The following is a 14,897-nucleotide window of genomic DNA, read 5'->3' as shown; positions in this document are numbered from 1 at the left end:
GTGCTGATGTTGTGCCTAGGCGCGTTGTCGACTAGGCACTGCTTGCTGTTCACAGAACCCTTTCGCTGCGCGCATACCCGCTCGATACCCATACATTAACTTACGTTTATTCATGGTTAAGCGTTTCACACAAAACGTATCGTCAGGCGCAATAATATTGATTTTTACCCCTGCTGGCGGATTTTTAATAAACGCCAATGTGTCGTTATAAATTTGATCACGCTTGAGCATAGTGGCTAATAACGCGGGCTGGTGCTGATACATCTTATTGATAAGCCACGTCGCCTTTGCCGGTTTTTTTGTGTACCCCAGTGGTTGAGACAAAATAACAGTAATGTCTCTCGCCCCCTTTTCGTAAGCTTGAATTACGGGAATGGGGTCGGCAACGCCGCCATCAACATAGCGTATGCCATTAATTTCAGGTTGTTCACGATAAGACAGGGGTAATGCACAGGTTGCGACCATCAGACTATCGATGTTGTCTTTAGTAACGGGTAAATAGTCACATTGGCCCGATTCTGTATTCGTTACGCCAACAAAGACCTGCATTGAGCGACGATTATCGTCTACGGGAATAGGCAACGCATTTTTACAATGGTGCCACAACCAATGCACATCCGTCATATGGCCGCCCTTGATAAATCGAATAGGATCGAAGAAATCACGTGTTGTGGCATAGCGGGTAATAATGGTTTTACTCACCCCCTTACTGCCCGACACATACGTAGAGAGATTGGTCGCTCCAGCCGACACACCTATGGCGAAATCAAAATCGGTCTTTCCGTGTTTTAAGAAACCATCTAAAACACCTGCAGCAAATATACCGCGCATCGCGCCGCCTTCAACCACTAACCCTTTTTTCATCATGTGCTCCTTAACGCTCAACCTACTCCTCCGATCAGTTACGTTAAGTGTACGCCACACTTTTCGTCAAGGGCTAGTGAATAAATTTGGATGAGTTAATTCATTCTTTCGATGAATTACGGCAAAAAAAAGGCCCCGCATTGGCGAGGCCTTCTACTTTCTCACTGAGAACAACGAGTCACGGGTGCAATATACGCGACTAGTTTTGGCTCACGGTTAACCTTGGTTGACTGCCATCAGGGCCGGAAACCGTAAAGGTGTAGGTACCCGCGGCTACATCAATCAAGAGGTTATTATTGCTGTTACCTAAGGTTTTTGGTGTATCAATCGCAACGAGGTTACTGTCGGCATCGTTAGGATTACCAAAATTCACCGTAGACCAATCTTCTGACGCCACTTTAAACTCAGTTGCACCACCACCTAGTTCAACGGTAACCGAATAGGCGCCATTTCCTTGATAAACAAATTCATCATCTGCTCCCCACCCATTCATGCCACCACGCAAGAACACAGGAGTGGTACCAAAGAATGCTTCTTTAAACACGCCGATAGTGAGCGAATTACTGTCTGACGCGTTAAAGACAAACACATAGTCCGCAGACTCTTCAATTGTGAGTACCAAGTTGTCATTCGTCGCTGCGATAAACTGGGTGTTCCCGGGCGACACGGCTTTGTCTGCATCATCACCAGACACCGCGCCAAAGTTCACCGTCGCCCAATCTTCAGAAGCAACTTTAAATTCATAGGTACCCGGCTCCAGCGTTGCCGATACGGTATAAATGCCATCACCCTGATAACTAAAGGCCTGTTCTGTGCCCCAGCCATTCATTGCCCCGCGAAGATACACTGCGGTACCAAAATACGGTTCATCATAATTCACCGTTAATAGCGGCGCATCAGCAATACTAGCGTCTAACATAAATCGATAGGTGGTAGTCTCTGGCGCAGTAAATGACAAGTTATTGTTCGATTGTGCCAACGCAAAGTCAGTGGCAAACACAACTGTGCTATCGCCGCCGTCAGGCCCACCAAAGTTAACCGTCCCCCAGTCTTCAGAGGCCACCTTAAATTCATAAGATTCCCCTGCATTGAGTGCGATTGTCACTTCATATTTACCATCACCTACATACTGCATGGCATCATTGGTCGACCATCCATTCATGCCGCCTCTGATATACACAGTGGTATCACCAAACGGTACAACATCAGGGGCACCAGACGTTGCGGTAGCCGCTAAGCCGTAGGCTTGAGCGCCCATCTGTGGCTTAACAAACACAGCGGTGGTTAACGCTGGCACGGTGAAGGTACCGGCAGTTTCACCTTCAGTGAAGTTTGCACCACGAACTACCGTATCAACAGAATTCATTTGAGTTTGGTGTAACTCAAATCCTACAGCGGTTGCCACTTCAATGGATTTTTCTTCATAACTGGTGTTCACTACCACCATGATGGCATCAACCATTGGATCAATATCGGCAAGTTCAGGGCCCGTATCGCCGTTAGCGCCATCATCAATACTCATAGCAATCAGACCGCGCTGTTGACGCTCGCCTAAATTGTGAAAACCAATTCGATTGTTTATCGCTTCTGCGGTAGTTAAACGAAACAGTGGTGAATCACGGCGAATGGTCAAAAACTCATTGAATACGCTCGACGCAAATTCAATTTCGGTCATGGTTGCCGCACGCTCTGGCGCATAGACAAACTCGCCCATCTCAGCCCAACGAGATTGATTGTCTTGTGCTAGTGGCAGGCCAATATTCCAGTTGTTGCTTTGTTTAGTGAAGTCAACGCGGTTAAACCAATCACCCGCATCATAGGTATTGCGGTCCATAGACTTGGAGCGAAGCATGTCGCCACCCATTTGCAAAAATGGAATACCTTGCGACATCAATGGCAAAGTAATACCCATGTTTTGCGCACGCACACGCTCAGCAAGGGTCAAGGTATCTGGTAATACATAGTTAAACTGATCCCACAAGGTTTCATTGTCATGCTTAGACACATAGTTAATGATATCGGCCGGATCAGTAGCATAGCCACCTAAGTTACTCGCTTGGGTCGTATTGCCACTAGACGTGTTCAAGCGAAAATCGGTCAAGGTGCCTGCCAAACCCACTTTTAAACGGTCTTGATCGTAAAGCAATGAATCACTGTCTGGTTGGAATATATTACCTTGGCGAATCGCCTCGCGAATACGGTCGTTATAAGTACCAATTTCTGTACCTGCCATATTCAACTGATTCGCTTGCTCATAGCCGCGGTCAATTTTATTCCACCCTTCACCATAGAAGTAGTTGTCTTCGTCGATGGCTTGAATCGCATCGCGCAAACGTACCATGGTGTCTTTGGTCGCTTGGCTCATGATGTCAAAGCGGAAAGAGTCAAACTTATACTCAGTGGTCCACATCATTAGTGAATCCAACATGAGTTTTTCCATCATCTTGTTGCGTGGTTCCGTGTCTTCACAACAGGTTTCTTGCACCATTGCGCCAGTTTCTACGTCATAGCGATGGTAGTAACCTGGAACCACCTTATCGAGTACTGATTTTGAGTAAACACCCGATTCGTTGGTATGGTTGTACACCACATCCAATGCCACACGTAGGCCCATCTCATGAAGCGCTTGGTTCATGGCACGCATTTCAACAATGCGTGCAACACCATCAGCATCTGACGCATAACTGCCTTCTGGCACATTGAAGTGATGTGGATCGTAACCCCAGTTGAAGGTATCGTGGCTGCGCATATCATTCACGAGTGTTTGCGCTTTACCCGCTTCAGACAAAGGATCATAACTGTTGAAAACATCGATCAGTAGCGTGTTTGATGCCTCTTCTTCACACACAGCGGCATCGTTATTCAATAGACACAAATCGCCTACCGTGCTGTTTAAGTCTACGGTTTTACTCGTATCTTCATTTATCGAGGCAATATCGGCAGCTGGCAGCATATGGAAATGCGTGACACCTGCTTCCACCAGCTCCATTAAATGGGCGACAGGCAAAGAATTAGACTCGGTAAAGGCTAAATACTTACCGCGATTTGCCTCAGATGTTGATTCATCCAGTGCACTGAAATCGCGAATATGGCCTTCGTAAATCACCGCATCTTCGAAGTTTTCAATGGTTGGGATGTTTTGCGTATCCCAGCCTTCTGGCTTGAGGTCGTCGTCGCTGAGATTAACAAAACGAGAGAAACGCCCATTGGTTGAAACAGACACAGAATAAGGGTCTGTGACTTCTAAAGTTTCAATGCCTTCTGTCACATGGTGATACACAGTGACTTCATAGCGATACAAGGTGCGATCTAAAGTCGAATCGCCTTCATAACGCCATACACCAGAAGTGTCGTCGCGCACCATGTCAAAGGCGTTGGTTTGCACTTTGCTATCGTTATACGTTAATAGACGCACAGATTGGGCCGTTGGCGCCCAGACTGCGACGGTAATGCCTGAATCAGTATAAATCGCCCCCAGTTGTGCTTCATCGGCATCTTCTTCACCTTGAGTGTACAACGTATCAAGTACTACTGGAATTTGCACGCCCGTGGCCGCAACTAATTTATCGTCGCTGTTGTAACCGCCGAGTACCACTTGACCACGCAAATACATTTTGGCGTCGTCATTTGTCCAATCCCCAGCAAAGGCACTCATAGCGCTAAGATGCGGAGCAAGCGCAGTTTGTTCGTCAGTTAAGGTAACCGCCGACATAGCCAACGCCGTGCCATTGAGGCCGTTTTCTAGCGTGGTTTCAAGGCCAGCATTTGCGCTGTAATGCAATCGCACCGTTTCAACTTCTTCTGGTGTATTCCACAGTATGGTTTGTCCATCGAGCCAGTGTGCGCCACGCCCTTCAATGTCTACTGGCTGCTCGCCGAGCGACATAATGGGATATTCAAAAATACGTGGCTCACCAGACAAGGTGAAATTCATTCTGACGAAGGTTTCATCATCCTGAACCAGAGAGCCTTGGAAATCGGCGCCACCCATTTCTTTGCCGGCATCATCGGTGCCTTTATGAATAATAAAGTTGTGACAATCCGCGTATCCTTCTTTTAGATCCAGTACCCAATATGCGCCATAATTGGGGTCAATGGCCGTAGGCTGACGCCCGTTGGCCCAATCTGTGTCAGCATCGGCATACGCATCACAGGCGTCGTTATTCCAAGTGTGCAGTAGCCAGCCTTCGTATTCGCTGTCATTGGGGCTATTGTCAGCCCCCACCGCTGCGCGGTTGTAATACAATACAGCTTGATTTTCCGCAGGAAAAAATACTGGGTCAGGCAGTGTAGGATCAGCCCCAACAACGCAATCGTCGTTGGTTGCATTGGGTACAGTCGGAGCTGGACATTCGATGGGTTCTGGCTCAACGCAAGCCGTTCCATCATCATTGGGTACAAGTGGTAAATCACACACTAAGATGTCATTGGAGCCAGGTTTAACATCACTGCCTCCACCACAGGCGGACAGCATCAATGCGCACATTACAAGCAATACAGCGGCGCACAATCTAGATAAAGCGTTCATATTCAGATACTCCTGAATTCTCATTTGGATAACGTGTTTTCTCAGCATATTGGCGTGTGGTTGTTTCATAGTGAGTACGTCATCCCCAAGAAGTATTGGGTGCCAAAGAATTGAATGGTGCCGGTTTGTTCTTCAGACGAAAAATAGCTTCGTGTAGGTTCATCAGTAAGGTTATTTACTTGGAACAGCACGCGCATATTTTCAGAAATGTCATAAGACGCTTGATAGTCCACCACCAACTCATCATCAAAATTCACGGTTTGGTCATTCACCGCCACTTGCTCAGAGACAAAGGCGTCGCGGTAACGCGTAGAAACGCGAGTTTCAAAGCCTTCCCACTCCCAGAATAAAGTGAAGGTTGCAACGTTCTCTGATAGGCCTGGTAAACGACTGGCATACACGCTGTTGCCTGTTGTGCGTTGAATTTCACTTTCGGTGTAGGAATAACTGGCATTTACGCCTAATCCAGACAGTGCGCCGGGTAACATGGAATAAATTTGAGTATAGGCCAGCTCGATACCACGAATGTAACCCCCTTCGGCGTTGTTAATCGCGGTTTCATAACGGCCATTTTGGGTTGGCACTGTCACATAGATAGGGTCGTTATTTGCATCTAATGCGAGTTCTGGTGCTTGGCCTGCAAATTCAAGTTCAAGATAAACTGGCACTTCTACCGACTCAGGTACCACAAAACCGTTACCCGTAAAATCGTAGGGTTCTATCGCGATATTTTCGATAAACGATTCAATGTTTTTATAAAACGCTGCGGCAATGAAGGCGCCGTCAGACTCACTAAAATAGTACTCGTAGGACAAGTCATACTGCGTTGCGTAAAACGGGTTAAGATACGGACTATTTTGGGCAGACCCATTCACTCTGGCGTAGGGCTGCGACAAAGTAATTTCCCCTGAATCCCTATCCATTGATGCCGTGATGGTTTCAACATTCGTCGAGGCATTGGCTGCAAAGCGGTTGATTGGCGCTCGCCCCATCACCTTTGCAGCAGCTAGGCGCAATTGTGAATCGTCGGTCAACTTGAAATTCAAGTTTATCGATGGGAGCCAGTCATCGTATTCATGAGTAAGAATGGTCGAACGATAGAAATTATTGATGTATCCCAATTCGTCCATGATGTTTTGCGCGCCTGCGCTGGGGTCACTAACTTCTTCAGACGAACCCGGTAAAAATTGTGTCGCTCTTTGGAGTGTTGTAGAAGCTTGTTTTGAACGCACATATCGCACACCAATATTACCTGTGATCGGTAAACTCCCAATCTCAGTGTCAATATTCGCCATCAAATAGGCTGCGTTAACAGTTTCAAATACTTTGCCACTTTCCAGTACTGACCACGCAGTGGCTTGTGTTGCCCCTTCCTCACCATTAATAACACCTGCTGCAGCTGGCCCCCATGTTTGCGCTGGTTGAGGCACGCCATCGGGGAACCACGCATTCAACGCACTGTTGAGATCTACCGATAAATAGCTGGGGAAATAACTAAAATCTCCTTCCCAATCAACTTGCTCAACCAAATCACTGGTTAGCGCTAATGGTCCTTCGCTAATTGAAAAGCCACTGTCGTTACCATACTCAAACACCGAGCGGTCATTGGTGTACTCGCGATCAGAATAACGGGCACCAAACTCTACAGAAGATAAGAACGGGTTATCCAAGTAATATTGGAAATCCATGCGATAGGCATCAAGCTCATCAGTATTTTCATAAGGATAAATGCCGTACTTGCTGACCATTACACGGCCTAGGTCAGTAAAGGCGTCGGCCTGATTGAATGCAACATCAGGTAAGTTTAAGCCGTTTAGCTGATAGCTAATTTGCACATTGCGGTCAAATACAGGGCTGGCAGCCGTGGCATCTTCAGACACCAGTGACCACAATAAACCATTGCGGAAATTGCTCTCGGCTTTTGACAATGACACATCAAATTGGGCTGCCAAATTCTCGGTGACTTGCCATTCGGCTTTCACACCGTAGCTTTCTACCTGATCAAAATCTTGATTGTCATCATTGACCAATTCAACGCGGGTATCACTTTGTTTAGAACGAGAAAACGTGCCGCCTACTACGCTGTTATTAACAATAACGGGGTTGACGATATCGGCATTCACGCCGCCTAATTTCACTCGAAAGCCCCGCGCAAAAGCCTCTGAATCAAATTTAGAAATGAATGCGTCACCCTTGAGTTTGAATACATCATTAGGCGCCCATTCAATGGCTGCAATATAACCATCTCGGGTTTCTTCACCGCCCTTGTGCTGCATTTCAAACCCTTCGCTGATCAGTTCACATTCCACACATTGTTGTTCTTTAGGAATGTCTGAATTAGGGTTGTAATTTTCTTCGTCACCTTCAACGTGATCCACATCTACCTCACCGTTATAGGCAAAACCTATGAACTGCGTGGATACGCTGGGCTGGAACAATCTGGCATAACCTAACGATACGCCCAGCGTGTCATCCATAAACTTTCCTTGGTAAGAAAAGCTGATGCGATGACCAAATTCGGTAGCATCGGACACTTCTGAAGCGCGGTCGTTATACATGCCTCGAATATTGGCATTAAAGGTATGAGTTTTCTCATTCGCGAGCGCGCTAGCGGTTTGCAATTCAACCGTTCCTGCTACCCCACCTTCAATCAGAGACGCTTTGGGTGATTTGTATACCGCAGCTGAATTGATCAACTCGGAAGGGTATTGATCAAATTCAATAGCACGGCTTCCACTGGTAGACACCTGCTCTCGCCCATTTAAGGTAGAGAACACAAAATCACCGGCTAAGCCGCGAATGTTAATTTCAGCCGCTTGACCACCGGTTCTAACAGCAGAAATACCCGGTAGACGTGTTAACGCATCCGCCATTGAAACATCGGGCAAACCACCTAGGTCATCTGCTGATATTTGCTCTGATACGGTATCGCCAAAACGTTTTTGGTTGAGTGATTGAATTAAGCTGGTGCTAAAACCTTTAACTTCGATACGTTCGATGTCTTTGGTTTCATCACTTGAAGGAGTGTTTGTTTCCTGTGCTTGTATGGGCAAGGAAATCAAACCACCACTGATCATCGCAGCCATGATCAGGCTGGGTCTGAATGTTGTCATGAGTCCAATCTCGTATTGTTATTACGAGAGCTACCAAACCGTAGCCCCGTTTATTAATCCCAATACGATACTAGCCGTATGCACAATTTATCGACAACCAACTGCATACGTATTCATTTACATTTAAATTACTTTTTATTAATTATTTTTACTTTTAAGTGCTTTATTCGCTATTAAGACGGCATTAGTTGTTGTAATGCATTGTGATGAGAGGGGAAATTTAACGCACATCCTTGCATAAAACGGGCAATGTCTTGATCTTTGTAGAGGTCGCCTTTACCCGGTTGATTCGGCGCTAAGGCGGGATAGGCGCCATATCCCGACAACAAACAATGCCAAGAGGTCGCACCAAAATGAGAGGCGAGTTGCTGACGTTCAATTTCCTGCTCTAAGACTTCTCGTTTAAACCACACATCAAGTAACTGACCGAGTGAATCTGAAAAATGGGGGTTATTTCGGTTGTCACGCCAGTAATCCGAATCGTGTCGTGTGTTGAGCTTGTAGTGAGCGACAATGTAATCTCTCACCCTGTCAAATCGCTCTCGCACTCTTTGATTGTACTCCTTGGCGAATTGATTAGTGAATTGCCCTTTGAGCAAATAGTCAGCGAACATTTCTATACAGATTTGCACTAGATGCAAGGCTGTGGCTTCTAAAGGCTCAATAAATCCTTGGGAAAGCCCCAAACCAATACAGTTTTTACACCAATGTTGAGCGCGCTGCCCCACTCTCATCTTAAGATGACGGGCTTCCACGTCTGCATCGAGTAACCCTAATTCTCGCCGCAATTCAGTTTCAGCGTCATCTTTTTTCAGATAGCCATCGGCATACACATAACCATTGCCAAACCGGTGTGTTAGAGGAATTTTCCAGCGCCAACCACATGCCATAGCAACGGATTCGGTTTGTACTGGAATATCGTTTTCCATTGACGTAGGCAACACAACTGCCGCGTTGTTAAACAAGTTATCGCCAAAAGATTCAAATGGCACACCCAGGGTTTTCTCTAGTAAGACCGCCGCAAAGCCCGAGCAATCAACAAACCAATCTCCGTTGATAACTTCTCCATTGTCACAACGCAGCGACGCTATACTCCCATCAACATGCTGTTCAACTGTTGTTACCCGAGTTTGGTAATGTGTTACGCCTTTTGATACTGCACGTTTAGCCAAAAATCCGCCTAACAGGTGGGAATCAAAATGGTAGCCATACTCCATTCTGAAAGGAAAGTGTTCCGGCGTAATTGGCGCTAGCCCCTTTTGTGCGAGTACACCATTTAATAAAAAGGAATCAGGTAAAGTGTGGGTGTCTAACCCCAAACGCCGAGTACGACAATTGGTGTAAAATGCTCGTTCTGTGAAGGTATCAACCTGAGAAATAAACGGGTGACTGTAACTCGTAATACCCGATTGAGGAGACCAACCAGTAAACTGAATATTCGATTTATACGTGGCGTTGCATTCGGGCATCCATTCAGATTCTTTAATGCCTAGCATGTCGAAGAAACGTTTCAGCGTGGGCGTTGATCCTTCCCCCACCCCAATAATACCGACTTCAGGTGATTCAACTAGCGTAACGGTAACCTTGTCGGCTGGTAACAGGTGATGGAATAAATTTGCTGCCATCCACCCCGCTGTGCCGCCCCCCAATATCACTATGTTTTGCATACCTTACCTCACAGCGTTACAGCGGATGAGCGAACTAACGATGCGAGATAATCATCGTGCGAAGGCAATGATGATAAAGGCTCGTTTTTCAGGGCTTTAATGCGATCTAGTGTCGTCAGCAATTGCTGATCCGACATATTGTTAACAACAGGATGGTAGTCTTGAGGTAATATCCCTTGCCCTATCATCACTTGTAGCCAAGACCCTTCCATAAACAAATCATTTTGATCTCTAAATAATTTACCATTCGCCGCAAAAAGTGCCATTTTGTGTTTCAGTGTCTCAGGCAGGTCGACTTGGCGTCGGTCACGCCAAAATGCTGAGTCATTACGCTCGTTCAAATAATAGTGCATGACAATAAAATCTCGAATTTGCGTAAACTCGCGTTCCGATTGCGCGTTGTACTCAGCTTGTACTACTTTATCAATGCCCTGATGGGGAAAGAGTTGCAGTAACCTAACAATACCTGACTGGATCAAATGAATACTAGTAGACTCAAGCGGCTCTACAAATCCACTCGACAAACCAATAGCAACAACATTTTTGTTCCACTGCTTGCGCCTTCTACCAGTGGTAAAAGAAATCACTCTCGGGTCGTCTGTCGCGGGTGTATCTAAATGATTAAGTAAAATCGCACTGGCCTCATCGTCACTCAAATAACGAGAGCAATACACATGGCCATTGCCGTTTCTATGCTGTAATGGAATTCGCCATTGCCAGCCAGACTCGTGTGCAATGGAACGCGTGAAAGGTGCGGTGTGTTTATGTGGCTCAGAAGGCACTGCAATGGCTTTGTCACACGGTAACAAATGGGACCAATCGTCGAATCCTGTGCCTAATGTTTTTTCAATCAAAAGAGCACTAAACCCCGAACAATCGATAAAAAGATCGCCGTCTATCATCTGCCCGCTATCAAGAACTAAACGCTGTACATCGCCTGACACAGGATCGACGATAACTCGGTCTACTTTGCCCTCTGTGCGTGTTACACCGAGTTTCTGGCTGAATTGATTAAGGAATTTTGCATACAAAGCGGCATCAAAATGATAAGCGAAAGGCAGTGACAATGCGGGATCTTTGGCGTTAATTTGCGAAAACTTGCCCGCTTCACAACACAAATAGTTTAGGTCGTAATCCCACAGGGATTCTGTTCTCCCCAGCGTTTTCGCTTTTAACCATAAATGATGAAAATGACAAAACGCCATGCTTTTACCAGGGGAACCAAACGAGTGATAATATTGCTCGCCTTTCACTCGCCAATTTTCAAAACGAATGGCAAGCTTAATTGTGGCTTGTGTTTCACGAACAAACTCGGCTTCGTCCAACCCCAATACATTATTCACCAATCGTATAGGCGGGATTGTGGCCTCTCCCACCCCCACCGAGCCTATGGCATCAGATTCTACTAACTCGATATCGACCGCAACGCCCAGTACTTTTTTCAATAACGCAGCAGACAACCAACCTGCGGTACCGCCACCTAAAATCACCACTTTGTTTATCGGCTTTTTCATGCGCTAATTCTTACCTTTACACCACTTTCACTCACTAACATCTTGAGTACAAATAAAAAAACCACTGCTAAATTAATAGTAGTGGTTTTTTAGTCATACGGGGAAGTTTATCCCCTATGCGAGCCGTTACTTAAAACTCGTAGTTAAAACCGAGCAAGTAGTTTGCTCCAAAGCTTTGATACTTAGTCACTTCACGCGGATCTGCATTAGTTTGCAGCGTATCTTCATCCGTTAAGTTCTGACCTTGCAAGGTGATACGTAACCCGTCGAGCATTTCAATGCCTGACTCACTAAAGTCATAAGCAATCTGTGCATCCCATAATTCAGAACCTTGATCAATGGTTTCTTCTAATGCCAAGCTCAGACCACGGACTTCAGTGGTAAATTCAGAGCGTTTACGACCAGAAACACGGAACTCCCAACCATTGCTCTCGTAGTAAGCCGTGAGCTGATAGGTCTCTTCTGAAAGTCCTGGTACATGGGTTCCATCGTCCATTTTTCCGTCCAGGAAGCTGGCACTCGCTACGATCCCAAAGCCTTCTAAACTCTCGTGGATAACTTCAAGCGGTACGCTAGCCTGTAACTCCCAGCCGCGAACAAAGCCTTGTAAACCGTCTTCTTTAGCACTTACAAAGCCCATGTAAGTCGCAGGAGTTTGCCCCTCAGAACCTTGGTGATAGCTAGGAATGTACAAATCACTGAAATCTTCTAGCAAGCTAGAATCACGGTGCCAGTTACGCAAGTCTTTAAAGAAGAAAGACACTGCAAAGTAGCCCGCATCAGCAAAATAGTTTTCATACGCTAGGTCGAACTGATTCGCTGCCAAAGGACGCAGATTTGGGTTGCCTGAACCGCCACTCCATGGACCATTTTCAGGATCGGTCGAGGTAATGTTATTGTCATTGAATGAAAAGCTTACCTGAGTATTAGGGCGCATATCATCCATACGAGGACGGCTCTCTACACGAGACATGGCAGTACGAATAAACTGGCCTTCAGCAATTTCAAAGCTCAAGTTCAAGCTTGGTAAATAGCTGCGATAGTCTGCCCCACCGGAAACAGGTGTTGCTTCGGTGTACCCGTCGGCATTCGATACAGTACTAAAGCCAGTTGACGACTGGTCCTGATCAACAATTTGCATGCCGATGTTACCGCGCATGAACACATCACCAAATTCAGCTTCCAGGTCAACTTTAGTGAATAGGGTCAGTAGCTTTTCTTGTACTTCATAGGTGTCACCTAGACGACCGTTGTCTACAAGTGCTGCGTCATTAGCCGTGTAGTAACCACTGTTGTACAAGCCAAGCGCGTCATACGCCAAAATACCTTCGATGCCGATAAAGCTCAGGTCTGCTACACCCAGTACATCAGGAATTGGACCATCATCAGGATATTCTGGTGCAGTCAGGTAATAACCTTGGTTTACTTTGCTCTTTGAGCGATCAGAATAAACTAGGCCTGCTTTAATGCCTGTTACGTAGCCGTAATCAACAAAGCCTTCTACTTCAATACGCGCTGTGTCTAAACTTTCTTCAAAAACAGGTTCGTTTACGTAACCGTCTTGTGCGTCACTACCAAACAATGGGTTACCCCAGGCTTGTGGACCCGCCAAAGTAATTAAGCTTTCATCGGTATAATCTACAGGGTCAATAGTGGGGTGATCAGAATACATCACTCCGGTTGATGTCATGGTCCAAGAGCGAGCAGCCATTGGGCGACCGTCTTGCCCTGCACGACCGACACCTGAATAACTCTCAATATTTTGAATCGTTTTATCAACATCACCAGTAGACAAATCAATGGTTGCTGACCAATCATCACTAATGAGATATTCCACATTCAAACCAAATGTAGTGAGCTCTGCGTCTTTGCTCTCCGCATCGTTGCGGATCACTGAATAATAACCGTCGTAATAACCAGACGTTACAAAGCCGTCTTCCACGCCAGTAATGGTATATTCAGACGTACCCCACTCGGCACCACCTTCTTCAAGACCACGGAAAACTTTGTCTTCTGTAAAGTCGATATAAAGTGCGTCTAATTGAAAAGTGAGCTTGTCAGTGGGCGCATATTGGACCACTGCAGCAATTGAATCACGCTTCATCATCGCTGAACGTACAAAAGAATCATGACCACCCAATATGGTGGTTCCTTCTGGTACGCTAACACCTTCAGCCGCGTTGTCTGCGTTAGCAGTGGCATAACCCCAACCACGGAACTGCTCTTCTTGTGAAGGCGACTCCATCGAAGCAATCGTTAGTGCAACTCCTAGCGTGTCGTTAGCAAAGGAATCAACATAGTTCAAAGAGAAACGATGGCCGTTATCATCAAAATCAGGGTTAGCTGATTCCATACCGTTTTGTTCAAACGAACCGTTGAAGGTAATAGAGCGTTCTTTACCCAATGGTTTAATTGTCTGAAGATCTACCGTGCCGCCGATACCTTGAGCCATCAAGCCCGCTTCAGGTGTTTTATACACCAGTACATTGGCAACAATTTCAGAAGGGTATAAATCGTATTCAACACCACGGTTATCACCCATTCCAAGCAATTCACGCCCGTTGAGTGATGTACCTACGTAGTTCTCATTAAAACCGCGAACTGACAAACCGCTACTACGGCCGTCACGACGTTCACCTGCCAAACCTGGCAAGCGTGCAAGTGACTCTGCAATACTGGTGTCGGGTAATTTACCGATATCTTCCGCTGAAAGCGCCTCTACAACAGACGTATTGTCCATTTTAATTGCTTGTGCACGCTGTAGACTGCCGCGAATACCTGATACAGAAATCACTTCTACATCTTGTACCACTTTTTCATTTTCTTCTTGCGCGAGTGCCGGTGAAGCGGCAAAAGCAACGCCACTTGCAATAAACGCAGCTTTAATAAGGTTTGGTTTAAAGTGTGTCATAGTTTTATGTCCCGTGTGTTATCACAGAGATTGCCTAACTGCGCCCTACGCGAACAAAGCAATCGTCTGATTTCAGGAGCATACTACTCTTGCCCTCCCCCCCACTCAATTATATGCATACGTATTCAATAAAATTAGTACACATCTCATTAACAGCAAAGGTTGTTTTTTAACCTTGAGCCAGGCCACAAAAACAAACCCAAACCACTGTTTTTAATTAACTTTATTTTTTAGTAAAATTTTTAAGAAAGACTAATGTTAAGTTAAATGAGATACCGAATTAAACCAAACAAAACCGTT

6 protein-coding genes are annotated in these 14,897 nt (G+C 45.9%); all 6 read right to left on the bottom strand.

Annotated elements, in window-relative coordinates:
• Window positions 1-15: 15 nt before the first annotated feature.
• Window positions 16-867, bottom strand: coding sequence for a patatin-like phospholipase family protein (locus ACXAH6_RS10040; RefSeq protein WP_474876530.1), 852 nt, complete (start codon window positions 865-867; stop codon window positions 16-18).
• A gap of 196 nt (window positions 868-1,063) precedes the next feature.
• Entirely contained in the window at window positions 1,064-5,392 is a 4,329-nt protein-coding gene (locus ACXAH6_RS10035; RefSeq protein ID WP_474876529.1) for an alpha-1,6-glucosidase domain-containing protein, read from the bottom strand.
• Window positions 5,393-5,457: 65 nt separating this feature from the next.
• A complete protein-coding gene (locus tag ACXAH6_RS10030) occupies window positions 5,458-8,505 on the bottom strand; it encodes a TonB-dependent receptor (protein ID WP_474876528.1) in 3,048 nt (1,015 codons plus the stop codon).
• A 173-nt stretch (window positions 8,506-8,678) separates the two neighbouring features.
• Window positions 8,679-10,172, bottom strand: a complete 1,494-nt coding sequence (locus ACXAH6_RS10025) for a tryptophan halogenase family protein (protein ID WP_474876527.1) — start codon at window positions 10,170-10,172, stop codon at window positions 8,679-8,681.
• An 8-nt stretch (window positions 10,173-10,180) separates the two neighbouring features.
• On the bottom strand, window positions 10,181-11,686 hold the full coding sequence (locus tag ACXAH6_RS10020; RefSeq protein WP_474876526.1) for a tryptophan halogenase family protein: 1,506 nt from the start codon (window positions 11,684-11,686) through the stop codon (window positions 10,181-10,183).
• A gap of 130 nt (window positions 11,687-11,816) precedes the next feature.
• Window positions 11,817-14,597, bottom strand: a complete 2,781-nt coding sequence (locus ACXAH6_RS10015; RefSeq protein WP_474876525.1) for a TonB-dependent receptor — start codon at window positions 14,595-14,597, stop codon at window positions 11,817-11,819.
• Between the last annotated feature and the right edge of the window lie 300 nt (window positions 14,598-14,897).

This window comes from Alteromonas sp. ABE4_545 (assembly GCF_056161325.1).
Note: the sequence above shows the minus strand (reverse complement) of the source record. Positions and strands in the feature narration are given on the sequence as shown.